Source organism: Candidatus Nitrosopumilus koreensis AR1 (assembly GCF_000299365.1).
Taxonomy (GTDB): Archaea; Thermoproteota; Nitrososphaeria; order Nitrososphaerales; family Nitrosopumilaceae; genus Nitrosopumilus; species Nitrosopumilus koreensis.
The window spans coordinates 126124-151372 of the sequence record NC_018655.1 but is presented as its reverse complement, the minus strand read 5'-3'; the positions used below and the strand labels follow the sequence as shown (position 1 = coordinate 151372).

38 protein-coding genes and 3 tRNA genes are annotated in these 25249 nt (G+C 34.3%); 15 read left to right on the top strand and 26 right to left on the bottom strand.

Features of this window, described 5'->3' with window-relative positions:
* Positions 1-40: 40 nt before the first annotated feature.
* The 6 genes from NKOR_RS00850 to NKOR_RS00830 form a co-directional block, all read right to left on the bottom strand.
* Entirely contained in the window at positions 41-1861 is a 1821-nt protein-coding gene (locus tag NKOR_RS00850) for an acetate--CoA ligase family protein (protein ID WP_232212234.1), read from the bottom strand.
* Complete coding sequence (locus NKOR_RS10205) at positions 1858-2136, bottom strand: CoA-binding protein (RefSeq protein WP_232212233.1); 279 nt, start codon at positions 2134-2136, stop codon at positions 1858-1860. The genes NKOR_RS00850 and NKOR_RS10205 overlap by 4 nt, the downstream gene beginning before the upstream one ends.
* Positions 2137-2199: 63 nt before the next feature.
* Positions 2200-2556: a reverse transcriptase-like protein gene (locus NKOR_RS00845; RefSeq protein WP_014962477.1), complete on the bottom strand. Its 357-nt coding sequence runs from the start codon at positions 2554-2556 to the stop codon at positions 2200-2202.
* Entirely contained in the window at positions 2546-2989 is a 444-nt protein-coding gene (locus tag NKOR_RS00840; protein ID WP_014962476.1) for a hypothetical protein, read from the bottom strand. Before NKOR_RS00840 ends, NKOR_RS00845 begins: the two co-directional genes overlap by 11 nt.
* A 35-nt stretch (positions 2990-3024) precedes the next feature.
* Positions 3025-3309, bottom strand: coding sequence for a DUF8036 family membrane protein (locus tag NKOR_RS00835; protein WP_014962475.1), 285 nt, complete (start codon positions 3307-3309; stop codon positions 3025-3027).
* 25 nt (positions 3310-3334) lie between these two features.
* Entirely contained in the window at positions 3335-3637 is a 303-nt protein-coding gene (locus NKOR_RS00830) for an ArsR/SmtB family transcription factor (protein WP_016939535.1), read from the bottom strand.
* Between the two features lie 99 nt (positions 3638-3736).
* Between NKOR_RS00830 and NKOR_RS00825 the strand changes: the two genes are divergently transcribed.
* Positions 3737-4618 (top strand): radical SAM protein, encoded by an 882-nt coding sequence (locus NKOR_RS00825; RefSeq protein WP_014962473.1) that lies wholly within the window; start codon positions 3737-3739, stop codon positions 4616-4618.
* Here the strand turns inward: NKOR_RS00825 and NKOR_RS00820 are convergent.
* The 6 genes from NKOR_RS00820 to NKOR_RS00795 are packed head-to-tail and all read right to left on the bottom strand — an operon-like array spanning position 4615 to position 7133.
* On the bottom strand, positions 4615-5076 hold the full coding sequence (locus tag NKOR_RS00820) for a hypothetical protein (RefSeq protein WP_014962472.1): 462 nt from the start codon (positions 5074-5076) through the stop codon (positions 4615-4617). The two genes, NKOR_RS00825 and NKOR_RS00820, sit on opposite strands and share 4 nt — an antisense overlap.
* A 21-nt stretch (positions 5077-5097) precedes the next feature.
* Positions 5098-5349 carry a hypothetical protein gene (locus NKOR_RS00815; protein WP_014962471.1) on the bottom strand — a complete coding sequence of 84 codons (252 nt, stop codon included), beginning with the start codon at positions 5347-5349 and terminating at the stop codon, positions 5098-5100.
* Positions 5350-5389: 40 nt separating this feature from the next.
* Positions 5390-5614, bottom strand: a complete 225-nt coding sequence (locus NKOR_RS00810; RefSeq protein WP_014962470.1) for a glutaredoxin family protein — start codon at positions 5612-5614, stop codon at positions 5390-5392.
* Positions 5611-5748, bottom strand: coding sequence for a YHS domain-containing protein (locus tag NKOR_RS00805; RefSeq protein ID WP_014962469.1), 138 nt, complete (start codon positions 5746-5748; stop codon positions 5611-5613). The genes NKOR_RS00810 and NKOR_RS00805 overlap by 4 nt, the downstream gene beginning before the upstream one ends.
* The gene (locus tag NKOR_RS00800; protein ID WP_016939534.1) at positions 5745-6737 is read right to left on the bottom strand and encodes a cytochrome c biogenesis CcdA family protein; all 993 of its coding nucleotides are present in this window, start codon (positions 6735-6737) and stop codon (positions 5745-5747) included. The genes NKOR_RS00805 and NKOR_RS00800 overlap by 4 nt, the downstream gene beginning before the upstream one ends.
* 24 nt (positions 6738-6761) lie before the next feature.
* Positions 6762-7133, bottom strand: coding sequence for a hypothetical protein (locus NKOR_RS00795; RefSeq protein ID WP_014962467.1), 372 nt, complete (start codon positions 7131-7133; stop codon positions 6762-6764).
* 132 nt (positions 7134-7265) lie between these two features.
* Here NKOR_RS00795 and NKOR_RS00790 point away from each other — a divergent pair, with 132 nt between their 5' ends.
* Positions 7266-7613 (top strand): hypothetical protein, encoded by a 348-nt coding sequence (locus NKOR_RS00790; RefSeq protein ID WP_014962466.1) that lies wholly within the window; start codon positions 7266-7268, stop codon positions 7611-7613.
* 95 nt (positions 7614-7708) lie between these two features.
* Here NKOR_RS00790 and NKOR_RS00785 read toward each other — a convergent pair whose 3' ends face one another.
* Positions 7709-7972 carry a hypothetical protein gene (locus NKOR_RS00785; RefSeq protein ID WP_014962465.1) on the bottom strand — a complete coding sequence of 88 codons (264 nt, stop codon included), beginning with the start codon at positions 7970-7972 and terminating at the stop codon, positions 7709-7711.
* Between the two features lie 38 nt (positions 7973-8010).
* Positions 8011-8085: transfer RNA gene (locus tag NKOR_RS00780), tRNA-Val, on the bottom strand.
* Between the two features lie 78 nt (positions 8086-8163).
* Here NKOR_RS00780 and NKOR_RS00775 point away from each other — a divergent pair.
* Together NKOR_RS00775 and NKOR_RS00770 are read left to right on the top strand one after the other, a co-directional pair.
* Positions 8164-9186 (top strand): glycosyltransferase, encoded by a 1023-nt coding sequence (locus tag NKOR_RS00775; protein WP_014962464.1) that lies wholly within the window; start codon positions 8164-8166, stop codon positions 9184-9186.
* 16 nt (positions 9187-9202) lie between these two features.
* Entirely contained in the window at positions 9203-10618 is a 1416-nt protein-coding gene (locus tag NKOR_RS00770) for an amino acid kinase family protein (protein WP_014962463.1), read from the top strand.
* Positions 10619-10766: 148 nt separating this feature from the next.
* Here NKOR_RS00770 and NKOR_RS00765 read toward each other — a convergent pair whose 3' ends face one another.
* Entirely contained in the window at positions 10767-10973 is a 207-nt protein-coding gene (locus NKOR_RS00765) for a hypothetical protein (RefSeq protein WP_014962462.1), read from the bottom strand.
* A 96-nt stretch (positions 10974-11069) separates the two neighbouring features.
* Here NKOR_RS00765 and NKOR_RS00760 point away from each other — a divergent pair, with 96 nt between their 5' ends.
* The 3 genes from NKOR_RS00760 to NKOR_RS00755 are packed head-to-tail and all read left to right on the top strand — an operon-like array spanning position 11070 to position 12779.
* Positions 11070-11984: a branched-chain amino acid transaminase gene (locus tag NKOR_RS00760; RefSeq protein ID WP_014962461.1), complete on the top strand. Its 915-nt coding sequence runs from the start codon at positions 11070-11072 to the stop codon at positions 11982-11984.
* A gap of 41 nt (positions 11985-12025) precedes the next feature.
* Positions 12026-12187, top strand: coding sequence for a hypothetical protein (locus tag NKOR_RS09810; protein WP_014962460.1), 162 nt, complete (start codon positions 12026-12028; stop codon positions 12185-12187).
* A gap of 37 nt (positions 12188-12224) precedes the next feature.
* Positions 12225-12779: a class I SAM-dependent methyltransferase gene (locus tag NKOR_RS00755; protein WP_014962459.1), complete on the top strand. Its 555-nt coding sequence runs from the start codon at positions 12225-12227 to the stop codon at positions 12777-12779.
* Positions 12780-12793: 14 nt separating this feature from the next.
* Here NKOR_RS00755 and NKOR_RS00750 read toward each other — a convergent pair whose 3' ends face one another.
* Positions 12794-14566, bottom strand: a complete 1773-nt coding sequence (locus NKOR_RS00750) for a sensor histidine kinase (RefSeq protein ID WP_014962458.1) — start codon at positions 14564-14566, stop codon at positions 12794-12796.
* A 109-nt stretch (positions 14567-14675) separates the two neighbouring features.
* On the opposite strand from NKOR_RS00750, the gene NKOR_RS00745 reads away from it, so the two are divergent.
* Positions 14676-15050, top strand: a complete 375-nt coding sequence (locus NKOR_RS00745) for a response regulator (RefSeq protein ID WP_232203009.1) — start codon at positions 14676-14678, stop codon at positions 15048-15050.
* A gap of 292 nt (positions 15051-15342) precedes the next feature.
* Here the strand turns inward: NKOR_RS00745 and NKOR_RS00740 are convergent.
* Together NKOR_RS00740 and NKOR_RS00735 are read right to left on the bottom strand one after the other, a co-directional pair.
* Positions 15343-15416: transfer RNA gene (locus NKOR_RS00740), tRNA-Lys, on the bottom strand.
* A gap of 65 nt (positions 15417-15481) precedes the next feature.
* Positions 15482-16078, bottom strand: a complete 597-nt coding sequence (locus NKOR_RS00735) for an SRPBCC family protein (protein WP_014962456.1) — start codon at positions 16076-16078, stop codon at positions 15482-15484.
* Positions 16079-16173: 95 nt separating this feature from the next.
* Here NKOR_RS00735 and NKOR_RS00730 point away from each other — a divergent pair, with 95 nt between their 5' ends.
* On the top strand, positions 16174-16698 hold the full coding sequence (locus tag NKOR_RS00730; RefSeq protein WP_014962455.1) for a hypothetical protein: 525 nt from the start codon (positions 16174-16176) through the stop codon (positions 16696-16698).
* Here NKOR_RS00730 and NKOR_RS00725 read toward each other — a convergent pair.
* The 6 genes from NKOR_RS00725 to NKOR_RS00700 are packed head-to-tail and all read right to left on the bottom strand — an operon-like array spanning position 16688 to position 21047.
* Positions 16688-17131, bottom strand: a complete 444-nt coding sequence (locus NKOR_RS00725; protein WP_014962454.1) for a COX15/CtaA family protein — start codon at positions 17129-17131, stop codon at positions 16688-16690. The two genes, NKOR_RS00730 and NKOR_RS00725, sit on opposite strands and share 11 nt — an antisense overlap.
* A gap of 2 nt (positions 17132-17133) precedes the next feature.
* A complete protein-coding gene (locus NKOR_RS00720; RefSeq protein WP_014962453.1) occupies positions 17134-18102 on the bottom strand; it encodes a plastocyanin/azurin family copper-binding protein in 969 nt (322 codons plus the stop codon).
* A gap of 7 nt (positions 18103-18109) precedes the next feature.
* The gene (locus NKOR_RS00715) at positions 18110-19636 is read right to left on the bottom strand and encodes a cytochrome c oxidase subunit I (protein ID WP_014962452.1); all 1527 of its coding nucleotides are present in this window, start codon (positions 19634-19636) and stop codon (positions 18110-18112) included.
* A 37-nt stretch (positions 19637-19673) separates the two neighbouring features.
* Entirely contained in the window at positions 19674-20105 is a 432-nt protein-coding gene (locus tag NKOR_RS00710) for a cupredoxin domain-containing protein (RefSeq protein WP_014962451.1), read from the bottom strand.
* 2 nt (positions 20106-20107) lie between these two features.
* A complete protein-coding gene (locus NKOR_RS00705; RefSeq protein ID WP_016939531.1) occupies positions 20108-20368 on the bottom strand; it encodes a cytochrome c oxidase subunit II in 261 nt (86 codons plus the stop codon).
* Positions 20369-20423: 55 nt separating this feature from the next.
* Positions 20424-21047 carry a histidine phosphatase family protein gene (locus NKOR_RS00700; RefSeq protein WP_014962449.1) on the bottom strand — a complete coding sequence of 208 codons (624 nt, stop codon included), beginning with the start codon at positions 21045-21047 and terminating at the stop codon, positions 20424-20426.
* Positions 21048-21097: 50 nt separating this feature from the next.
* On the opposite strand from NKOR_RS00700, the gene npdG reads away from it, so the two are divergent.
* From npdG to NKOR_RS00685, 3 genes are read left to right on the top strand one after another with little or no spacing between them, the layout of a single operon-like run.
* Positions 21098-21769, top strand: a complete 672-nt coding sequence (gene npdG / locus NKOR_RS00695; protein WP_014962448.1) for an NADPH-dependent F420 reductase — start codon at positions 21098-21100, stop codon at positions 21767-21769.
* Between the two features lie 15 nt (positions 21770-21784).
* Positions 21785-22018, top strand: coding sequence for a hypothetical protein (locus NKOR_RS00690; protein WP_026089927.1), 234 nt, complete (start codon positions 21785-21787; stop codon positions 22016-22018).
* Positions 22002-22403 (top strand): pyridoxamine 5'-phosphate oxidase family protein, encoded by a 402-nt coding sequence (locus NKOR_RS00685; RefSeq protein ID WP_014962446.1) that lies wholly within the window; start codon positions 22002-22004, stop codon positions 22401-22403. Before NKOR_RS00690 ends, NKOR_RS00685 begins: the two co-directional genes overlap by 17 nt.
* On the opposite strand, the gene NKOR_RS00680 is transcribed toward NKOR_RS00685, so the two are convergent.
* Positions 22397-23572 (bottom strand): aminotransferase class I/II-fold pyridoxal phosphate-dependent enzyme, encoded by a 1176-nt coding sequence (locus tag NKOR_RS00680; protein WP_014962445.1) that lies wholly within the window; start codon positions 23570-23572, stop codon positions 22397-22399. The two genes, NKOR_RS00685 and NKOR_RS00680, sit on opposite strands and share 7 nt — an antisense overlap.
* Positions 23573-23616: 44 nt before the next feature.
* Between NKOR_RS00680 and NKOR_RS00675 the strand changes: the two genes are divergently transcribed.
* Together NKOR_RS00675 and NKOR_RS00670 are read left to right on the top strand one after the other, a co-directional pair.
* Positions 23617-23691: transfer RNA gene (locus tag NKOR_RS00675), tRNA-Arg, on the top strand.
* A 42-nt stretch (positions 23692-23733) separates the two neighbouring features.
* Positions 23734-24225 carry a hypothetical protein gene (locus tag NKOR_RS00670; protein WP_014962444.1) on the top strand — a complete coding sequence of 164 codons (492 nt, stop codon included), beginning with the start codon at positions 23734-23736 and terminating at the stop codon, positions 24223-24225.
* Here the strand turns inward: NKOR_RS00670 and NKOR_RS00665 are convergent.
* On the bottom strand, positions 24189-24782 hold the full coding sequence (locus NKOR_RS00665; protein ID WP_014962443.1) for a hypothetical protein: 594 nt from the start codon (positions 24780-24782) through the stop codon (positions 24189-24191). The genes NKOR_RS00670 and NKOR_RS00665 overlap by 37 nt on opposite strands.
* A gap of 117 nt (positions 24783-24899) precedes the next feature.
* Between NKOR_RS00665 and NKOR_RS00660 the strand changes: the two genes are divergently transcribed.
* Positions 24900-25139: a hypothetical protein gene (locus NKOR_RS00660; RefSeq protein ID WP_014962442.1), complete on the top strand. Its 240-nt coding sequence runs from the start codon at positions 24900-24902 to the stop codon at positions 25137-25139.
* Positions 25140-25249 lie beyond the last annotated feature (110 nt).

Sequence of the window (25249 nt, the reverse complement as noted above, 5' to 3'; positions counted from 1 at the left end):
TCTAGATTTACGCTTGCACAAATTTAGGAATAAATGGCGATCAGATGCCTATTCGTACATCTAGAATTCGACATCCCTTTCCTTTTTCCATAACAAGAACAGGATTCATGTCTAATTCTTTGATCTCTTTAAAGTCAGAAACTAGCTGTGATAGTCTCTGAATGCATTCAGAGAGTTTTGTAATGTCAGAGGGTTTTTCGCCTCTAACTCCTTGTAAGAGTTTTTGAGTTTTAATTGATGCTATCATATCATCTGCTTCTTTGTCAGTTACTGGAGCAAGTTTGAATGTAACATCTTTAAGAACTTCAACGTAAATTCCGCCCATACCCAGCATAATTACGGAACCGAATCCAGGTTCTAGTTTTGAACCAATGATTAATTCTTTGCCACCTTTAACCATCTCTACAATCAAGACGCCCTTGATCTCTGCTTTTTTGTTGTATTGTTTTGCATTCTTGACTATAGTTTTGAAAGCATCTTTAATTTCAGCATCATTTGTTAAATTGACTTTAACACCACCTGCATCAGATTTATGAATAATTTGAGGAGATGCAATCTTCATTACAACAGGATAACCAATTTGCTTTGCAATTTTTACTGCTTCAGATTCATTTTTAGCAAGTGCACTTTTAGGAAGGGGTAAACCATATGCTTTGAGAACTTCTTGACCTTCTTCTTCTAATAGATTTGGTCTTTTCTCTTTTTTTACTTTGTCAAATATTTTTTTAGCTTTAGTTTTGTCTACTTTAAATTTCGTTATCTTACCAGGTGAAGATTTGACCCAGTTAGAAAACCTAATCATGGCAGCAAGTGTTCTGATTGCACCTTCAGCATATGTATAATATGGAACATTTCCTGCAGCCAAAATTTCTCTGTTTGTAATCCCTTCATCCAATCCCATCAAACTTGCAAGCATTGTTTTTTTGTATTTTTTTGACATATCAACAATAACTTCCGCAAGTTTATCATAATTTAGCGTACCAGAAGGAGTACACATGGAAATTACAGAACCAACTTTTGGATGCTTTAATACACGATCCAAAACATTATGGAATCTATTAAAATCAGCATCACCAACAATGTCTACTGGATTTCTAGAACTTCCCCAAGGAGGAATTACCTCATCAATTTTTTTCCTGATATTTGTAATATCAGCCATCTTAATGTTAGCCTTTGAACATGCATCTGTAGAGATAATTGCAGGTCCACCAGCATTTGAAACAATAACTAAATCACCACTTGAAGGCAGTGGTTGTTTTGAGAAAGCTGTTGCATAATCAAATAATTCTTCCATTGTATCAACACGGATTGCACCAGATTGTTTTAGAAGAGCATCATAAATTTCATCAGAACCCATTAATGCTCCAGTGTGAGACATTGCAGCCTTTGCACCTTCAGGACTACGTCCAGATTTGAGGACAAGTACAGGTTTTTTCAGATTTTTAGTAATATTTTTACAAACTTTAAGGAATTCTTGGCCATCACCCATATCTTCAAGATACATGACAATGACCTTAGTTTGTTTATGATTTGCAAGGATCTTTAGTACATCAACTTCACTCATCGCAGCTTTGTTTCCAAGACTTACGACTGCAGAAAAACCAATTCCTTGGGCACTAGCATCTTCAACCAGTGCAGCACAAATTGCTCCACTTTGGGAAACAAGTGCAATTTTTCCAGATTTTGGTGTAATCTTAAGAAAAGTAGAATTCATCATTGTTTTTGGATCAAGGTTCATGACACCAAGACAATTGGGCCCAATAACTTGAATTTTGTATTTTTTAGCAATATCTTTGATTTCCTGTTCACGTTTTGCTCCTTCTTCATCAACTTCTTTGAATCCAGCTGTGATGATAATCACGCCTTTAATTTTTTCTTACCACATTCTTCTAACACAGGTGCAACCAATGTATTTTTGATAACGATTACTGCAAGATCAATAGATTTTGGAACATCTAGAACACTCTTGTATGCTTTTTTGTAAAATACAGTCTCCCTAGAAGGACTAATTGGATAAACTGTTCCTTTAAACCCATTCATAATATTTGAAGTGATAGTAGCACCAACGCTTCCTCTTTTATCAGATGCACCAATTACTGCAATTGATTTGGGAGATAAAACGACAGATTCTGTCATGTAACGTTGATCAAAAGATTTTGTATAATAAAGTTATTCATAGAAATTTCTGATCTCTAAAATTTAGCTTCCCAGCATTTTTCCTGCTAAATTCTCTTTTCTAGGTACCCAAATTATTGATAAATTAGAAAATTTTCCAATTAGATTCCAAGCTTCTCTAGCCAAATTACGTAATTGTTCATTGTTTATTGCAAACTCATGATTAAGTTGATTTACAGTATTTTTTGAATCGCTGTAAATTGTAATTTCTTCATTAGAATCAACAAATTTGTTCAATGCAGAAATTATTGCTAAATATTCAGCCTGGTTGTTAGTAATTTCAGGTTTTTTTTCATAAAAAGATTCGCCAGTTTCTTTTACAAAAAAACCGTATCCACCACTAGAACCTCCAGAACCATCAACATAAACACTAATTCCCATCTTTATACAGCCTCGTTATCTTTACACTTAGATTAATTACTATCATGTAAATAATTGTAGATATTCCTTGTGATGCAATTGATGCTAAATATGGATCATAATTAATCACTAGAAAATAATATTGTAAACCCCATCTAACTATTGTATAGATAATTTCTGCAATGCTAAGAGAAGTGATAAGCCTTTTTAGATCATGTTTTAATTTTTCTGTGTCGGTCTTACCTGATTTTAGACGATATTTCTTATGGTTATCAATATAGAACAATCCACTAAAAACAGAAAAGTAAATGAGATAATCAGCAATTGTAGTATATGTTGTGTTTAGATAATCAGCCTGATCAGATAAAATTTGTGCAATAATTGCCGAAATTATAATTGATGCAGCAAATGCAATTAGAATATTTTTGTTAAGCTTCAGATATTCCTGTAACATGTGTTCTGATTAATTTTGTTACAATTAAACTAAGATTAATCTAAAGTAATTTTTAAGAATATTATCAATCCGACAAGCTCAGCAACACCAACTCCCAACATATATGGGAATATATCATGTGAGAAAATTTGATCCATTGAAAAGTAAGCCATAGCACCAATTACATTATGTAAAAATAACATAGCAGCAACAACAATCATTCCAAGCGGAAGTTGTGCCCTTGTTTTTCCATACATTCTTCCAAATATGACAATCAAAATTCCAAGTATGCCCATATTGATAATTGAGACAATTGACAAAATCAGAGATGTAGGTTCCATTTAGAGAAAAACACCTCTTGAGCTTTTATTTACTTTTATCCAATTTTCCTTCAATTTCTTCAAATGTCTCCATATTTACTTCTAAAAAAGTTGAGATGAAAAACATAATGCCGTATTTTTCACCTGTTTTTGTTATCAAATTATTTTTTTCAAGTACCTTAATGTGATGCTGAATTGCTTTGTAATCAAGACCCAATTCGTTTGCTAATTGGTTAGTGTTTAACGGATTTTCTTTTAATTTTGAAATAATTTTTAACCTGTTTAGACCTCCACGGGAACCAGCAAAAATGAACCAAAGTAGTCTTTTTGCATCAGGATCATTTGCCATAATGAATGTAAATTTTTCTTGCCTACCACTAAAAGGTATTTTGCGCAAATATAATGAAAGTATAAAAAACATAATCAGCCAAAAATAGTGAAATAAGAAATGATGTTAAATTATGATGCACCACTGTATAGACCACCTTCTGAAGCAAGATCATTGATTTTTCAGGTAACATTAGGTTGTTCATTTAACGAATGTTCTTTTTGTGACATGTATAGATCAAAAGAATATTCTGAGAGGCCATGGGATGAAGTAAAGTCAGAAATTGACATGATGGCAAAATATTTGCCTGAAACTAGAAGGGTTTTTCTTGCAGATGGCGATGCACTAAATCTTGATTCAGAATATATGATAAAAATTGTAAAGTACATTAGAGAAAAATTTTCAAAGATTGAAAGGATTTCTTGTTATGCAATGCCAATGAACATTTTAAAAAAGACATCTGATGAATTAAAAAAAATGAATGAAGCAGGTCTTGATATGTTTTATTTAGGAATTGAAAGTGGATCAGATATTGTTCTAAAAAAAGTAACTAAAGGAGCAATTGGAAAAACTATCATCAAATCAGTCAACAAGGCAAAGGAAGCTGGTTACATTATGTCATGTATGGTAATTTTGGGATTAGGAGGCAGAAAATATTCAAAAGAGCATATCAAAGGTACTGCTGAAGTAATCAGTGCTTGTTCTCCGCATTATGTAGGTGCATTAACTCTCTATTTAGAAAATGGAATCAAGCAAGAATTTCTTGATAAGTTTGGAGGTGAATTTGTTAGAATTGATGATGATGAATCATTAGAAGAATTACAAAGTTTGATCGAACAGATTGATACAAAAGATGAGATTGTATTTAGAGCAAATCATGGTTCAAATGCATATACCATTAAAGGAACTTTTCCTCAAGACAAACAGGCAATGTTAGATAAGATAGAATGGATGAAACAACATCCAGAAATTATGCGTCCTCAGGGCTTAAGAGGATTCTAGATAAAATTTTCTTGGTTTAGATAAACTACTTTGAAGATATTTACAGAATAATCCCCGTCAAATATTTTCTTTGTTTCTCCATTTTCAGAATGTAATACTCTAAATTTGTATTCATATTTTCCATCCTCTCCTACATCAGTCTGAGCAAAATGAACTGCATCGTTATTTTGAAAAATCTGAATTATGACAGGATAACCTTCAACATGATTTGCAATTTTCCCCTCTACAAATCCCCATGGCAAAGTATTATCTTCAGGTGCATGGAAAAAAACAGTTGACTTTTCAAGTGCCATTATTCCACTTAATGGAATAATTTCTGTTTGTGTTTCATGTGTATGGCCATTAATCAGTATCTGACCAGGATGAGGATGAGCAAATGCAAATGTAGACATTGAAAGGATCACTACAGTAAAAATACCTGTTAAAAAAATTCCTTTGTAATTCATAAGTTTCAACATTGAATATCACTTAAAAATTTATCAAAGTGAATCAATTATAGGTTTTAGGTTATCTGGAATGTCAGGTAGTTCTGTGTGACTCTCATTATTTTGTATCACTTCAGGACCAATTCTTCGCACTTTTTGAGTTCCTATCAAAGTATCAATACACCTTTGTATGTCTTTTTCAGGAAAAATAGATTTTAAATTTTGGATAAGTGTTTCTTCATTTTCATATTTTTTAATCCCATATTGTACAATAATCATTTTTTCATTAAGTGAGTAATCCGTCATTTAAGATATCAAATTTGTGCAGTATAAAAAACATTTCTTGCTATTTAGAAAGTTTTTTCTTTAATTCAGTAAGTTTTGGAATTCCAACAAACTCTAATTTATTATCAATCACTAAACCAGGTACAGTGAATATAGGATATTTTTCTAAAAATTCAGGTTTTTCTGCAACATCAATCAAGTCATAATGTATCTTAAGTTTGTCCAACATTTTTTCTAGTGTGGTGCAGGCAGAACAGCCAGGAGTAGTTAGAACTTGGACTTTCATGACTCAATGAATTGTTCAGGGTTTTGTTCAAAGGCCCATCTACATGAAGCGCAACAAAATCGATATTCTTTACCATCATGTAATAATGCCTCTCCTTTTTCACCCACATCCATACCACAAACAGGATCTTTCATGCCATTACCGTACCTTGTTTTCTCATATTAATCAAATACCAAATTATAGCAAACCCAATCAAACTGATTATAATGAAAGGTATAATCTCTTTTGAAATATTTTGATCTTCATGTGCATGTTCGTGTTCATCCATTTCAAATTCAGCTGGAATCATGGTTAGTTCAACAAGTTTGTTCCATCCTTGGTGAATGAAGGTTTCTTCATACCATTCATGACCCTCTGGCAATCCATTAATTATCAAAAATGAGCCAATTACAATTAACATCCACCCAGTTGCTTTTTCAATTTTAATTTGATTTCTAGTCAATCCTTTAGTTGCATTGATTCCAACAATTGCAAGCACAGACATTAAGATTAGAGGAATTGCTCTTCCAACCCCATGAATGGCTCCCAAACTTGCACCAATTTCAATACTTCCTGTTCCTGCAATGTAAATTAGCAACCAATAAAACAATGGGTTGGGACAACCAACTCCTGCGTTTCCTAGCAACAATCCCATAAAAAATGATTTTGAAAAATCTCCACGTTTTTGAATAAACTTCGGGGTTCCAGAATACGAGGGAAGTTTGAGTTTCAATAATTTTAATTGAGACAAACCAAAAACAAAAGCTGCAATTCCTGCAATCAAAAACATGTATGTTGAAATTTGATCTAATTCTGCAGTCTGTCCAAGTATTCCAACACCAATACCATATGCAGAAATTGTTAGTGTTAATCCTGCTCCAAATAGTAATGCCATATAGAGGCCTTTCTTGTATCCCTGACCTATGCTTAGTGGAACTATGATGAAAACTAATGGAAGTGTACAAGGAAGTACAATCATGGACAATCCTGCAACATATGAAATTCCAATCCATGTTGGATATGACGGAGCTTGTCCAGCACCAACAGCAATTTCATTTGTTCCAGCATAAATTGCGCCTAGAAAAATCAATGAAAATAAAGCAAAGCAAGATACAATTAGAAATTTTTTTGATATATTATCCACAATTATTCATAGTATGTTTCTAAATTAAGATTTTTTGTCCTGATTTTCATAATATAATCGAATGACTTCATCAACTACAGTGTTGGTATCATTATCTTTTTCAGAACTTACAAGAAGCAAATGATCATCACCAAGATAAAATGAGAATCGTTTAACCTTGTCATATTCACCAAGAGTATAGATGGTTTTTCCAAGCCATTTTGACATGTCTTTACGTGCTTTCCAGTCTAATATAGAGAGATTTACCAATTCTTTTTCTGCATGATCTGAAAGCAAATTTTTCAAACCTTCTCTCATACCGCCACCTACACGAGCTGCCCATTCATCATAAACTGTGGCAAATCTAATTTTGGGATCAGCATCCAAAATCTGTGAACAGAATTTTTCGTAATCCAATATTATGTTCTATAGAACACGAATTATTAAAGTAAAAAATTGATTCAGGCACTATTTGTTAAGAAAATGACTAAAAATGAGATTTAAAATTGATTTAGAAAATCTTATCATCTAGAAAGATTTCTTACTATTATGGAAATTCAGGATGCTGTTGAAAAGATTTTGAAAATCAGCCCTTCTGTAAGAGTGGTAAGCGTCTGTGATCTCAAAGGCAATTTATTGTTCTCTGCACGTTCTAAGAAGGTAAATCTTTTGGTGTCAAAGAAACAGAGCTTAGCATCATTAAAGGCTGCAGCAAAAGATTGGAAGCAACGCAAAAAACTGATGAGGAGTCTAGGACCATGCAAATATGTTGTTGCAGAATATGACAAAGTCAAGAGACTAGTTATTCCAGCAGGAAGAAACCATATTCTGTATATCACTACAACTGCTTCACTAGATCACAACAAAGTTGTTAGAAAAGTGCGTTCTTTCAAGTAACTGACAACTAAATTTTTTTAATTAATTTTTGATTAAAAATTGATTGACAATATTAGATAAGGAATGTACATTCATTGATTATTTGGTATCTACTATCAGAGTTTTCTTTTTCCAGTGCCTCTTCCTGAACTGATCCACATGCCTTTAGTGGATTTTATTGGTGTACTTTCCATATCACCAAACTTAATCTTAGCAGTTCCACGGCCTACTGTGATATACTTGTTCGAGGATGCTTTTTTTCTTTCTTCTTGAAGTTTTTTGAAATCATTTCCCGACCAAGCAGAGTCTTTATCATCGACTTCGATTATCCTTGTACCTCTACCAGTTCGAACTTTTCGTTTTGCCAAAATGAACCACATATTGATACTAATTATCATTAATAAGATTTCGAAAGGAATGGGCCCACGGGGATTTGAACCCCGGATCTTCGCCGTGTAAGGGCGACGTCATAACCGACCTGGACTATGAGCCCAGAAACCAACGTAGTTAAAAACCATTTAAACTTTGAGAAGGTAAGAATCTAAAAATTTGATAAAAAAATAACAATTTCATGGTTCATTTAGATTTTTTTTCCAGTCCAATAGGATTAGGTCACATAACAAGAGACATTGCAATTGAAAGTAATTTCCAAAATATCACAACAAATTTTGTTACTGGTAGTGGTGCTGCAAGAATTTTAAAAAAATTAGAGATTCAAGTAGAAGATGTCTATAAACCACCTTCATTTACTGTTGAAAATGGAATATTGAAAAATCCTGCAAAATGGCTCTGGAATTACTATCAATATTATAGAGATTGCAAAAATATCTCACAGAAGATTTTACAAAAAGACAATCCAAGTTTGGCGGTAAGTGATGAGGATTTTGCATCACTATCAGTAGCTCAAGAAATGAAAATTCCGACTATCCTCATTACTGATATTTTAGAGACACATTTCACAAAAGGTTTGGCATCATTTATTGAGAAAAAGATGAATAAATCAATGCAAGAAATTATAAAAAAATGTGAAAGCGTAATAATTCCAGAAATTGGAGATTCTAAAGACAATATCAAAAGAGTAGGACCAATAGTAAGACAAACAAACCACACAAGAGAACAATTACGAGAAAAACTTTCTTTTGACAAAAAAACTATTGTTATTTCCATTGGAGGTACTGATGCAGGATTATTTTTAATTGAAAAAGCATTAGGTGCTGTTTCAAAAATTAATCAAGACATTAAAGTTGTACTAGTTTCTGGTCCATCAGTTAACAGAAATTATGAAAATGTAATAAATTTAGGATTTGTAGACAATTTACATGAGATAATTTATGCATCAGATGTTTTAATTTCACTTGCAGGAAAATCAACAATTGATGAAGCTAATGCGTACGGTACGCCTGCAATATTTATTCCAATCAAAGGCCATTTTGAACAAGAAGATAATGCTAAAGATCAAGGATTTGTTTTTGAAGATATCAAAAGACTTGACAAACTGATTATAGAGAAATTAGATGAAAGAAGAAAGCAAATCAATACAGAAGGTGCAACAAAAGCTGCCAAAATTATTCAAAGCTTAATAGATAGCCATTGATTTTTGATAAAGTACCATGACGAAATTGGTTGTAGCAAAATTTGGAGGTAGTGCAATAGGCCCAGATGGAATATCCATTCCGAAAATAATTCAAAGAATTACTAATTTGAAAAAGGATGCCAAAGTAATTGCAGTTTTTTCAGCACCATTAACAATTGATAATGGAAAAAAACGTTCACTAACAGATGTAATATTAGAGCAAGGAGAAAATGCTGCAAATGGCACTGCCCCATCACTAGAAATCATCAAATCGACATATCAGAAAATTTTAGAGTTGGTAAATTCAGAAAACAAAGAAAGATGTAGAAATATAATTGATTTAAATCTTGAAAAAGTCCGAAAAGCACTAGACGAGACAACTGAGAATAAAGAATTTGTTGACGAAGTACGCTCACGCGCACTAGCATTTTCAGGGGAGATTTTGATGTCTCATGTGATGAATTACATCCTAAGAAGTAACAATATCAAATCCGAATCTATAGATTTTGAAGATTGGCCCATAATAACAGATAACAACATAGAATCAACAAATTTTCTAACATCAGAATCCCGTGCAAAAATAGAAAAAACTGAAAAAATAGTGGAACAAAATGAGGTAGTTACCATAGGTGGATTTATCGGAAAAACAACAGACAATGTCATGACTACATATGAGCGCGGAGGGTCTGATCGTACAGCTGCAGATTTAGGAATTTTGTTTCATAAAAAATATGAAACCAGCATAGATTTTGAGAAAGATAGCGCAGTAGTTTCAGCTGACCCAAAAATTATAGAATCAGGATTAAGAGAAGTTCATCAATTATCGTACAACGAAGCAAGACTTGCAGGGATGTTTGGAATGAAAATATTAGATCCAATAGCAATTAAAGAAATTGTAGAAAATGGTGTTGACATGTCAATCACAGTTACAAACATGAAAAATCCAGATAAAATTACCATAATAAAACGGACATTAGATGAGCAAAAAGGACATCCCATCAAAATTGTTACAGGAAAAGAAAATTGTGCTATTTTTAGAATTGAGACAGCATCAATACAAAGATTGTTGACGTCGTTAGACAAAGACAAACGTTATAGTGAATTTATTATTTTATCCCCATTTACAAAAGACGGCATGGAGTTTTCAAGAATATTATTTCTAGATGGAGATTATGTGAAAAGAAATGAAAAATATTTGCTGGGATTTGATTCTCTTGCAACAATAACATACAACAGAGGAGTTATCACATTAATTGGAGACGAGATGTGGCGAGTTCAACAAGTCGCATCTAGAACAAGTGCAAAGATAGGTGAAGCAGGATTAAATATTTTGAACATGGATGCGCAAGAAGAAACTTCACGAATAGTTATTGTTGTAGAAGATACAAAAGACAATATTAGAAAAGCAATTAGTGCGATACATCAAGAGATTTCAAAAATTAATTTTATTTAGCGAAAGTATGGCGTACGGTTTTTACACCAGTAGCGCCATCAAGGGTTTGTTCTTGGACCATTATCTAGATTCAGTCCGGCGTTACCCTAAACACGCGATACTTTATGTTGCCGTTTCTAGTATTTAGAGCTGATCTATATAGATCAGATTACATACGCTCAGCAAAATACCAAAGAATTATCCCAATTCCAAGAATTCCATACCACTTGAAATTTTTCTTATTTGTAAAAATTGTAGGCGAGCCTAATTGTTCATCCTTGTATGCAGTCTGACGAATTTTTCTCATTTCAAATGCCTGACCAATTAATCCTATGACAAGAAGGGCAATTGCGACATATCCCAAAGTCCATTCCATATCACATTTTAAATCTAGTCAGATATGTAGTTTCCAATAACAAAAAACAGTATCAAAAGATAATTCTTTAAATTAGCATGGTTTTTTTCCTCTCCCATGGAAGAAGTTGGAAAAATATGGATGAATGGGAAATTAGTGCCATTCAAAGATGCCAAAGTCCATGTTCTAACTCATGCGTTACATTATTCTACATCAATTTTTGAGGGCATACGATGTTACAATACACCAAATGGTTCTGCCATTTTCAGATTACCAGAACACGTAGATAGATTCTTCAAATCAGCAAAACTGTATTCAATGAAAATGCAGTTTTCAAAACAAGAGATTTCTGACGGGATCATTCAAACAGTAAAAGCAAGTAAGCTCAAAGAATGCTACATTAGACCATTAGCATATTATGGTTATGGAACTATGGGTTTAACCCCAACACAGAACAAAGTTGATGCATCTATTTCATGTTGGGAATGGAAGATGGGCGAATCAAAAGCTGGAAAATTCTCAGGAGCAAAATGTAAAGTATCAAGTTGGGTAAAAATTGATTCTAGATCCCAGCCAATGCAAGCAAAGGCAGCATCAAACTATGCAAACGCAGCACTAGCAAGGATGGAAGCATTAGAAAACGGATATGATGAGGCAATCATGCTGAATTTGCATGGGAAAATTGCTGAAGGTAGTGCTGAAAATATCTTCATTGTAAAAGATGACATTATTCAAACTCCACCACTATCTGCAGGAGGATTAGAGGGGATTACAAGAGATAGCGTAATACAGATCATTGAAGAAAACGGAGGGTTTGTAATAGAACGAGATCTAGAAAGAGATGATCTCTACGCTGCTGATGAAGTATTCATGACAGGTACTGCTGCTGAAGTAAAATCCGTAACGCAGATTGACAAAGTAAAAATTGGCAAAGGCAAAATGGGCAACATTACAAAAGCACTACAAAAATCATTTACTGATGTAGTGATGGGCAAAGATGAAAGATTCTTGCCATGGTTAACATATATCTAAACTTCCACGAGGTTTTTTACCCATAAAAATAGATAGAAACTATGGATTCATGTGCTACTGGAGACAACCAAGAAATCTGTTGGTTTTGCAGAAAAGGTCGTCATGAAGACTGTATGAAAGAGATTCCAACACAAGGAAAGTCAGATGGTCCTCACGACTGTACATTTGATACAAAGCTCATCCCATGCAAATGTAGTCATTAACAATTAGCATCAAATACTGCCATATCTTAAAAGATACATGAATTACAATGAAGAATTTTGGAAAAAATATGCAGATGAAAATGAGTCAAGATATAATGAAGAATTTGCAAAATTCACAAAAGATCTTGCCACATCACTACATTGTACAAGTGTTTTAGAAATTGGATGTGGGACTGGAATTGATTTAAGATTATTTCCAAATACTTTTCAGATTCATGGAATTGATCTTAATGAATACGCATTAGATATTGCAAAGGAAAAATTATCAGTAGCCAATTTTAAGAAAGGAACCATTTCAGATTTACCATTTGAAGATTCATCAATAGATTTTGTGTTTACTCATGGATTATTAAATTATCTAGATGATGAAACGTTAGAAAAAGGAATTTCAGAGATGCACAGAGTTGCAGGAAAATACATTATGAATTGCGAGACATTTAATGATGTAGAAAAAGAAATTGATGAGAATCAAAAATCACGTAATATGGTTAAACGTTGGATGAATTACAAGGTACGAATTGTAAGTGATGTGGATATGCATGAAGACATTGAGCCTGAAAAAAGACGATTTGTGTTATTGAAAAAACTATAACTTGATTATAGTGACTATTCAGAATCTATTGGTAAAAATACAGTAAAAGTTGAAGGGTTGTTTTTTATCGATATTGTTCCATTGTGTTGTTCTACAACACTTTTACAGCTAGACAATCCAAGACCTGTACCTTTCTGTTTAGTAGTAAATAAAGGCTCAAATACTTTTCCAAGATTCTCATCAGAAACTCCCTCACCAGAATCAATAAAATCTAAAATTGCCAAGTTATTTTTTTGAGAAATTTTAACTTCAATTTCTCCACCATCAGGTAACGCTTGAATTGCATTAACAAGAAGATTTAGAAATACAGCATCTAGTTTAACTGGATCACATTTGATTTCCAAATCTTTACCAGATATACGAAGATGAATATTATCTGGCACATTGATTTTATTGATAGAGTTTTGAATAGTGTCACGTACAGAAACTTGAACTAATTTGAGTGGTGAAAGCCTAACAAAGTCTAACACATCATCTACTTGATGAGCTATTCTATCAATACTTTTTTCCATTAAATCAAGACGTTTACTTAGAGTTGGATCAGATAGTTTTGTATCTGGAGGAGTTTCTTTTAATAAATCCACAGACATTTTCATTACAGATAAAGGATTTCTCAAGTCGTGTGCAAGTCTTCCAGATAATTCACCAATTGCAGAGAGTCGTTCTGATTTTAATATCTCTCTTGTTTTTTCATCTACAAGCCTTTCAAGACTTTCTTTTTGTTCAACAAGTTCTTCTGTTCTAACTTTAACTAGACGAGAAAGATTTTTGTTCAAAGTTAATACTATTGCTGCAAAAACTGCCAGCATAGCAACAACTCCAAGCATAATATTTTGAGAAGTGATTTGTTCATCAGTTTCCATAAAGATTGAATGAATAAGAGAAATTCCAATAACCATAGTAATTATTGCTAATGTCAGCGGAATTCCAAATTTACTAATTGTTTCAAATTGTACCTTTTCAGAAAAGAACATGGCATGTTGTTCAGTAGTGGGTATCTTTGAAATCTTATATCTAATATAAAATGCAAAAATTAGTAGAATGTAAGTGTACAACCAAAGCAGATCAACTGGATGGCCATCGTAATAGGTTCCATCAAGTTCGGCAAATAAGAAAAATGTATCTGCAGTACCATATATGATAAATCCAAATAAAATTAACATCCAAGAAAAATTTGCACCTTTCTTTGCAAGATACATAATTCCAACAATTGCAGGAACTACTTGGATTGATCCCATTATTGGATATGCAAGAGCTATAGCTGTTGGAAATGCATCTTCACCCAACATATCATCATATGCTGCAGTAACAGATGGAAACAAAAATGAAGCAGCTAAAGCAATTGCAAACAACCAAACATTTCTGCTAACAGAATTAAGAACTGGTTTTAACGATATAAACAAAAATGTGGTCATAGGCGGATATGCAGCTACGTAAAAAATATCGGCTTCAGATGGAAATGGACTACCATCCCAAATATGATCATACATTAACCAAATGAATTCAGCTATAAACCAAAATACTGCGCCTATAGCAAAGAGGAAAAATCCTTTTGTTTGATAGTGTTTTTGTTTGTATAATTTTATTCCAACTACTATAGCAACTATTGTTAGGATTGCAGTTGAAAAAAGATATGCAGGGACTGAAATCCAAGCAAATTGAGCATCATCTACAAATGGTCTTACCTGATATAACAAAGTAATAGAAACCAATGTTATAATTAAAAATGTCAAAACAGATTTGGTGTTAACAAAATCTAGTTTTGGAAGAGAGTCATTTTTACTCAAATAAGATCACTATTTTTTATATTTTCAACATATATGAGTATATCATGGTATTAACTTTTTTAAAAAAATTGAATACCTTTAATAGTAAATTATGAATGTAAGATTTACCATGAAGACAAGAATTCTGGTTGTTGAAGACGATATAGATTTACTTAATATTTATAAAGAAATTCTTGAATTGAATAATTTTGAAGTCATAACTGCTGAAAATGGTCAAGCAGGTGTTGAAAAATTTAGAAAATTCAATCCATCTTTAGTTATAATGGATGGAGACATGCCAGTACTTGATGGGTATGAAGCATTTAATCAAATCAAAGAAATAGACAAAGATGCCAGTGTTGTAATTATTACAGGAGTTTCAGAATACGAACCCAAAAATCAAGAAGCAATAAAAAAAGGACTAATCAAAGTTATTGCAAAACCGCTTGGCGTTGATCAGTTAAAAGATTTGGCACAAAAATACTCTAAAATTGAATTAGAGTAATTTCATTTAGAAATTTAAAAGCAGTTCCAGTCTGAAAAAAATAGTATTTAGATCATACTAATCATTTCTACTATTTTCTTTTAAGGTAAATTACTCAAAGAAAGAATGGTAATCATGCCATGTCACCTGCTATAGTTTACCATCGTCCAAAGATTGGGCAACTTTAGCCCAATCTTTTATTATAATTCATGAACTATTGAGCGGTATGTTCTAGTTTTCCAAATAATCCCTCACAATATTCAACAAGAAATTTTTCAATTGTGTGTCAGGATTTATTTATGTCAGATAATAGCGGGTCTAAAGGGATTCGGACCCTTGACAACCGGATTAAGAGTCCGGTGCGCTACCTGGCTGCGCCATAGACCCACCAAAAATACTAAGCCCAGAGTTGTTATTAATCTTAAGATTCTAAAATAAAGGAAAATTATGTTTTATGCTTTAGCTTCAATTTCGTTGTATTTTTCAATGATTGCAGTTAGTGCAGTTGAAACTGGAACATCATTCATCTTTTTCTTTTCGGCAAGAAGTTTTTGGTATGCTTCTAGTGTGATATATACCGGAATTGAACCATTTCCTTCCAACAAACCTCTAACATTGTAAAGAGCAGTCTCCATTCCTCTCTCAGCAGATTTTGCAAACTTTGCTTTATCCATAATTGCACCCAATGGGCCAAATGGCATTTCATAGTCTACTGACATTGTAACTCTTGTGAGGTTATTTCCTAATGACTTGAATTCATTAGTAATTTGCCATTTCTTAAATGGGCCTTCAATCTGTTTTGCAGTTATCTTTTCATTTCTGACAAATTCAATTGTCTCACAATCCCACTCTAAACGTTTACCGCTAAAGTCACCGATAATTCTAAAGGTTGTACCTACACCCATGCCTTCCTTGATATCCATAGGAACAACGGTCATGCCTACTGCATCAGTTTTGATTTGATCAGAAACATGTTCTGGTCTTGCAAAATAGGTAAAGACATTTTCTACAGGTGTCTTAATATCGATTGATTTTGTTACGAGGGTCAACGATTCAATGTCTTGGCAATAAGGATTTAAAGGTTTTGAAGATTTTCTGAAAGGAACGAGTTACAATATATTCATCCAAAGTCTACAAATCATAAATGACAAAAAAGCGATCAGTTTTGATTTTTTCAATTTTGATACTTTTCTCAACACCCGGAGTAAGTGATGTGTTTGCTCATTCAATGTTTAACTCTGCTGAGGAATTCTACGGAGGATATAGAGTCCAAGTAGCAACATCTCCTGAATTTCCTCAAATTGATGAACCATCTCAATTTATGATTAGAGTTACTGAGGGTTTTGATTATGAAGAAGTTGACAGATTTACAATGGGAATAAGAATATTTTATAATGATCAACAGATTGATGCAATTCTTCCAAAATCAATAGAGGGTTCTCATTGGGAATTTGACTACATATGGAAAAACTCAGGAAATCATATAGTGTTAATTGACTTGTACGACATGAAGGAAAATGGTCAGGTCTTAACTTATACATTTAACATGGGAACTCAGAGTCCATTTGGAGCTATTTTCTTTGCAGCAATTACTGTAGGAGCATTAGCACTAACAGGTGTTGTAATGTACATTTATGTACCAAAAATTTTTAAAAAATCTAAACCCTAGACTCTATTTGAACTCTAGAAATTCTAAATGCAAATAATGTAGTCAACAAGACCATGGAGAATAACAGTATACCAACTCCCAGATGAATTGCAACTAGCAATGCATGTAGTTTTAGATCAATCACGAGAGCACCAAGAATGATTTGTGTAATAACAAAAACTGTCGCAAGAGAGCTTGTAAGTTTAATTTTCCAGTGTGAGTTTTTGTTAATCATTGCTGCAATCATTGTAGCAATTACTAGTGTACCAGTAGTTGCCGCAGTAAATCTATGAATCCATTCAATGAGATATTCTTCAGAGGGCATTACACCATTTGGACAAAGTGGCCATTCAGGACATGTAAGACCAAGTCCTGCCGCAGAAACATATCCACCTAAGAACATTAGTGAATACAAAACAACCATTGTAGATAATGCAAGATATTGAATTGCCAAAACTATTCTACTATGAAACTACCTTGCATGCCTTGTAATGCATGTCCAGGAACTGTACAGATGTAATAATATGTTCCAGGTGCACCAGCAGTAAAAGTAGTACTACCGCTTTCACCAGGTTTTAGAGGATTAGATGCTGCTGCAATTGCAGAATCCCAAATTACATTGTTAAAGTCTTCAGGGTTTGAAACAACTCCAAATGCATGGAATGATTTACCAGTATTTGTAGAGGTTATAGTAACCTCATCACCAGAGCTTACACGAATTTCAGGATTGTGACCATCAAATCCAGGTAATGCATTAAATGCTAATGTTCTAAAATCATCAGATTCTACAAAGTCCAAATTAAAGTCATGAGACACGCCTGTTGGAGCTGCTGCAACACCAGAACTGCCACCGCCTTGTGCAGAGCCTACAATGATTTCACCAACCATTCCTTGTTCCCTGTGACCAGGAACTGTACAGATGTAGTAGTAAGTGCCTTCTTCACCTGCAACAAACTCTGAAGTTCCACCTTCACCTGGCTTTAGTGGATTAGATGCTGCTCCAATTTCACTGCCAGGAATAATTCCTGCAAAGCCTTCATCAGCTTTTGTGACACCAAATGCATGGAATGATTTTCCATCATTTATTACATCAAATACCACTTTATCACCAACATTCATGTTAATTGTTGGATTGTGATTTGGTTCTCCAGGTAATGAATTAAACGCCAAAGTCCTAAAATCTGATGATTCTATAAATGAAAGATCTTGTGTGATTGTCTTTCCAGTAGCTGCGGCTGGTGCGGCTTTATCTGCTTCTCCTGCCATCATTGCAACAACTGGTGCAGGTTGTGAAATCCAATAATCCCACATTGAAAAGAAGATTGCTCCTCCAACAATACAGATTCCTAACATAATTGCCATCATCTTTCCGGTTCTTGCAGGAGTGGTTCTGTAAACGGTTTGTGTATCGTGACTCATTTTCATCTATCTCCTAATGTGATGGGTTCTTTGCCTCAAATGGATAATAGTATTTGCCTCCAACACCAAATGGATCCTCTGTGTTTGCAGGTTTTCCTTTTCCAGCGCTGTAAATCATGTTTGCCAAAAATATTGCCATGCTGACTCCAATAATCATTGCACCAACTGATGCGATTTGGTTCATTGCAATCCATTCTGGGATTGGTGGATAATCGAAAATTCTTCTTGGCATACCGTATAAACCAAGTACGTGTTGTGTAAAGAAGACCAACACAGTTCCTATGAAAGACATGATAAAGTGAATCTTACCCATTGTTTCATTATACATTCGTCCTGTGACATATGGGTACATGTAGTAGAGGAATCCAATTGAACCAAATGCAATAGTTCCCATCACAAAGAGATGGAAGTGTCCAACTACCCAGTAAGTATCATGTGTTGTAAAGTCTAATGGCATAGCAGCGTTTGCAACACCACCTGCACCTGCAGAGAAGAATAAAGCAATACCACCAACAGACCACATCATTGGGGTCAAGAATTTGATTCTGCCATTCCACATTGTTGCAATGAAATTATAGACGTGCATTGCAGATGCTGGAACTGCTGCAAGTGTTCCTACCATAAATACAGTCTTTTCTGTAAATGACATTCCTGTTGCATACATGTGGTGTGCCCATGATGAAAAGCCGACAATTGATAATAATACAAATGCAAAGATACCAGAATTGAAACTATAGATTGGTTTTCTTGAGAATCTTGGAATAATTTCATACATCATACCAATAGCTGGAATAACGAGAACGTATACTTCAGGATGGAATGTAAACCAGAACAAGTGTGCATATGCAATTGGATCTCCTCCCATTGCAGGATTAAAGAATCCAGTAACACCAAGTCTATCAGTTAAGAGCATCAATAATGCTGCTGCAAATGTTGGAATTGCAACAAGAATAATCAATGAGGATGACAAGAAAGACCAAGCCAAAAGTGGAACTTGACCAATGGACATGTCAGGATGTTTACATTTGAGAATCGTAACAACAAAGTTAATTGCACCAAGAACAGAAGATACACCTAAAATTTTTAGTCCAAATATCCACATGTCAGCAGCAGGACCTGGTGCGCTGATAATAGAATAAGGAGGAGTGGCATACCAAGTAAAGTCTGCAAATCCTAGCCAGATAAGGGCTCCAGCAGGTGGAATCATCCAAAATGCAATTGCATTAAGCTTTGGGTAAGCCATGTCTTTGTATCTGACCATGATAGGTACAAAGTAGTTACCAACTGCAGATGCAAATGGTATGATAAACAAGAAGATCAAAGTAGTTCCGTGAACAGTAAAGATTCTGTTAAAGGTCATCGAATCAGCAATAATTTGTGATCCTGGCAAGAACAACTCAGCTCTTATTGCAAGTGCCAATGCACCTCCCATAAACAAGAATCCTAAAGATGTGATAAGATAAAGTAAACCAACATCAGTGTGATGTGTTGAGAACATTATTTGCCAAATCGGACGTGGTTTTTGTAGTTCTAGAACCATTAGTTAATTCCCTCCAGCAATATGGATAAAAGCGTTATCAAGAGTGTGGTTCCTCCACAATTAATGTTCCACGCATGTTATAATGAATTAATCCACAATATTCTCTGCATTGAATATCATGTTCACCAACATCAGTTGGTGCAAACCATACAGTGTTAACTCTGCCAGGAATTGCATCCATCAAAACAACATAATCGTGAATGTTAAAAGAGTGATTAACATCTTTTGAATGAATTTCCAATTTGTAGGCTTTGCCTTTTTCAACATGCAACTCACCAATTTCTTTTGTTCCATCTTCATGTTCAAAAGACCAGAACCATTGTTGTCCTGTTACTTTGATAACTTCGGCATCGGCAGGAACATGTTCTACGAGTCTTTCTGCTTCCCAAGCTTCTGCACCAACCCAGCACATCAAAGCAACTACAACACCAACGTAAATCCATTCAGGCCAGTTAGAATGTCCACTCATTTCTACCAGTCAGTCCCCTCATATGGAGTTGGTTTTGCTTTTGGATGAGATTCTCTAAATCTCCAAACTTGCCAAATAATAGTACCTGATACAACTGCACCAACTACAAATGCAATAGTCATCATTCTAAAGAATAAATTCCAAATTATTACTCTACGATCAAGATATTCGCCTGGTTCATCACCTGCAGCAAAAGCATGTTCTACAGCAGGAACTACTACTAAAACAGCCAATACTAGGAATAACCCGACTATACCCTTCATAGTGAATGACTGTCGTGACCTATGATTTCTATTTAAGGGTTTTCAAGATTATTAGCTACCAACCTTGATCGAATCTAGTTGGATGCATTACGTTAAGTCCAGAAATTGAGAATTTTCGTTTGTTTTCTCTAAAGAGATTCAATGATGCATTTGCTATAATTAGTTCAAATAGATTTGTTGGAGACAGATCAACTACAGTTGAAAGCATTGCTTTGATAGGATCCATGTGAGTGACTAGTACAACATTTTCATCAGGATGTTTTTCAACTACATGATTAACAATTCCCAATACCCTTTTTTTGACTTCATCAAAAGTTTCAACTCCGTTGTGAGCAATTTCAAGATCACCTTGATAGAATTTCATAAAGACATTTCCATGATCATTAAATATTTCATCATATGCCATACCAGTGAATTTTCCCATATCAAGTTCGATTAATCTATCATCAATTGTTACATCAAGGGAATTATGTTTTCCAACAATTTCTGCAGTATGCTTTGCTCTTTGTATTGGACTAGAATAAATTGCAGAGATGTTCATATGCTCAAGTAGTTCAGCGGTATGTTGTGCTTGCTGTTGACCAACATCAGTTAACGGCACACCTTCAGTTCGTCCTGCTAAAATTCGTTCAGTGTTATTTTTTGCCTGACCGTGTCTTAGGAAAATTATTTGTCCCAATCTGTTCGAAATTCAAATAGAGATAATAATAACATTGTCTGTGATTAATCATGAAAGTGGGAATTATTGGCGGTACAGGTGGAATGGGCAAAGGCTTTGCCCTGAGATGGTCACAAAATCACGATGTAATAGTTGGTTCTAGGGATGCTGCAAGAGCAGCAGAATCAGCTGTAGAGTATACAAATTTGGCAAAAGAGGCATTTGGTGAAATTAAAGGAAGTATTTCTGGAAACGATAATGTTTCAGTTGCAAAAGAAAGTGACGTGTTGATTTTGTCAATTCCATATGAAAATATTGATTCAGTGTGTTCTGGGATATTACCAGAAGTTAATGACAATTGTGTTGTAGTATCACCAATCGTTCCAATGACTAAAACAGATGTTGGATTTGAGTGTGTTTCAATTAAAGACAACAAGCCATTCTCATACAAATTAGTGTCAAACCATATGAAAGATAAATCAAAATTAGTTTCTGCATTTCATGTAATATCTGAGAAAAAATTGGTGAATCCAACTCTCGAGCTAGATTATGATATTTTTGTATGTGGAGATGACAAAGAGTCAGTCGGTGTAGTCAATACATTAATTGATGAAATCAAAGGTTTGAGATCAATTTACTTGGGACCAATAGAATTATCATATCTTGCAGAAATGTCAACGCCATTGCTGCTAAACGCAATGATTCAAAACAAGATAAAAAATCCCGGAATTAAAATCATCTGAGTCGGTCCTTTTATCATGAGCCACGAATACTATAGGCGAGGTAGAAATTGGTATACAGCTATCGGAGTTTTATTTTCTGTTATGGCAGGGATTGTCTTAGTCAGACAGTTATTGATATGGGGACCAGAGTTTGTTGAAGAGTTTCTGATAAATGGTGAAATTACTAATGAAAAGGTATCAATGGCAATGCTGGCCTTTGGTATTTTTATGATAGCATTGGGATTCAGAAGACATGAGCAAAAAAGATGAATTTCTAAAAACTCAAAAGATACTGCGGTTATCTACTATTGGAAAAAACAAAACCCCACACATTGTTCCTGTTTGGTACAGATACAGTGCTAAAAAATTCTACATTGGCACAAACACCAAGACACAAAAGGCAAAAAATGCAAAGAAAAACAACAGAGTCTCTTTTTGTGTAGATACAGGAGTTAATGCGCCCAACATCTATGGTGTGATGGGTCAAGGAAAGGCAAATGTGATTTTAGAAAAATCCAAAGTAAAAACAATTGCAAAAAAGATTCTTTTACGTTACTTTAAGACATTGGAAAACAAGTCAGCAAAAGAATTACTTGATGATACTGACTGTATTATTGAAATTATTCCTGAAAAGATTTCTGTTTGGAGTTACTGACGTACAAATTCCTCAATCTTGTTCATTGCTGAATCCAAAACTTCAAGGCTTGGAAGATAAACTAACCTGAAATGACCACTGCCATATTTTTCTCCAAAACCAGAACCATGTACAGTTAAAACTCCTTTTGATTCCAATAGTTTTGTAACAAATTCTTTGTCTGTTCCAAATCTATTGTCTTCAATTTTTGGAAATGCATAAAATGCGCCCTTTGGATTTGGACAAGACAGTCCTGGCATCTCGTTTAGTCTCTTTACAACCAAGTCTCTGCGTTTTTTTATTTCAGTCACAAAGTTTGAGATATAGTCTTGAGGTCCTCGTAATGACTCTAGTGCAGCATGTTGTACGGGCAGACTGGTTGCAATTCGCACTCTGGCTAGTTTTGGAAGATTCTCTCTAATTGCATCAAGTTTTGGTGAATTGTTAAATGCAATATAGCCAATTCTCCAGCCAGACATTAGATGGACTTTGGAAAAACCATTTAGAACAATTACCGGAGAGTCTCCTGCAACTTTGCCAATTCCTACAAATTTTTCATCAAAAATTATCTGATCATAGATTTCATCACATATGATGTAGAGATTATGCTGATTTGCAATATCTACTAGTTCTTTGAGTGATTTTTCATTAAATACAACGCCAGTTGGGTTGTTTGGACTAATCAAACAAATAGCAACAGTCTTTGAGGTGATTTTGGATTTGATATCCTCAATATCAGGAGTAGAGTTATCCAAGTCAACTGCAAACTCTACTGGAATTCCACCATGCAGTCTAACATAAGAAGCATAAGGAGGATAATAGGGTCCTGGAAGCAGCACTTCATCTCCTTCCTCAACAATTGATGAGATTACCATGTCTAGTCCTTCTGAAACTCCATTTGTAACTAGAATCTCATCAGCAGAAATAGACAAGCCTTTAGCGTTTTCTTTTTTAGCAATCTCTTGTCTTAATTCCAAAAGACCTTCAGAAGTAGAATAGTAATTTTCACCATTGTTAATTGCATCAATCAAAGCTTGTTTAACATTATCAGGTGGTTGAAAACCAAATTGGACAGGATCACCAATGTTGAGATAATCTACCTGCATTCCTTTTTGTTGTACTTTTCTTGCAGCAAGAACAATATCTCTAATTGCGTACTCTACACCTGCTACTTTTTTTGATACCTTCAAAGTATCTAGACAGATATTTAGGCCCGTTAAATTCTTACTTGTTTGGACTCGTTGCACAGCCTGGATAGTGCGGGCGGCTTCGAACCGCCAGGTCGAGGGATCGAAGCCCTCCGAGCCCTTTAGATTATCTTATTAAGCAAATAATTTCTCTGCATGATGAAATGAGAATATCTCCATTCAAACTTGGATTAGCATTGGTAATTGTAGGAATGATTTGGACAGCGTATGTTTTTGATGAGACTGAAAAAAAATACGATTCAATTGTACTAAAACAATCTAATTCATTTGAGACAGAGTCAGAATTTTTTGGTATGGGTATTGGATATTTCAAATTATACATACCTGAATTCTCAGGAGAGGAGGTATTTGTTCAGATACTAGATCCCAGAGACAACGTGATTCAAGAACAAATGGTTCAAACAAAAATGTCAGTAGGATATTTTGATTTTAAAGAGGACGGCAAACATACCATAAAAATTACCAACATTGCAAAAAATTCAATTTATGTGCAGATAGAATTGGGGGATACAAATTCTCAGGAAATGGTGCCATCAGGGCTAATGATTTTTGTTGGTGCCATCGTAATGTTGATTATTTCATTTTTCAAAATTAAAAACTATAGTATTGAGCAACCTGAAGAGAATATCTCATAGATCTGAATACATTGAATGGTATGCCCAAAAATCAATACAAAATTAAAAATCAGCCAAGTAGTAAAAAACAAAAACGTTACTATAGAGAATGGAAGAAATATTTTGAGTTTTGTATGTTCTCTATTTTTTAAAATCAAAACTGCACCTAATGATGCAAGTAAAAGTCCTATCTCCAGAGGTTGGTGGGACCAGGAGATTAATCCATCAATTCCAAAAAGATCATGGGACAGAGAATCGCCAAAGCCTGAAACAATCTGTAGAAGGGAGCCAACAATTACCAGTTTGATTCCAGTTTTAAGAGAACGATGAACCGATTTTCGGATTATCAGTATGCTTCCCATAATTGCAGCACAGGCAGTCATCGAGACACCAGAGTAGACTACAATGTGAGAAGGGCTCCAAAAGAACTCTGGTTCTTTTAGAATATGGGAAATTGCATCCCAGAATCCTGCTGAAACAATTATGATTGGACCAACCATAGAGAAAATAGAAACTAGCGAAACAAGCGTGCCTGATTTTGCTATTGCAGAGTTTGAAAGTCTTTGAGTTAGTTTCATTTTATTCCTATAACGTAATTGGGTTATTTGAAATATTGTAAGTGTCAATTAGAAAAATTCGACATTATGGCCAATATTATGAATTAACTATATTAGATGACATGATCTAGTTACTCCATGAGTCCTGGAATTGGATTAATGAAGAGAAGGTTGGAAAAAGAAAAGGATGCAATAGCCCTTGCAGTATCAGGCATTGCAAAAAAATACAACGCTGCACCAGATACCATTCAAACTCTGGAAACAAAGTATCATGAAGATGCAGGAGACTGGTATGTTGCATTAGGTTGGGGCGAGAAAAAGGCAATAATCAAGATGGATTCTGTTCAAGGGACCATTACAGAGATTAAGGAAATCTAGGCAGCAAGAAAATATTTTAATCAAAAACAGTACAATGCAAAGTCATCTGACTGCCACATTCTTTTGTTTGTCTTTGTTATCATTCTAGATGTTTTCATAGTATTTCATGT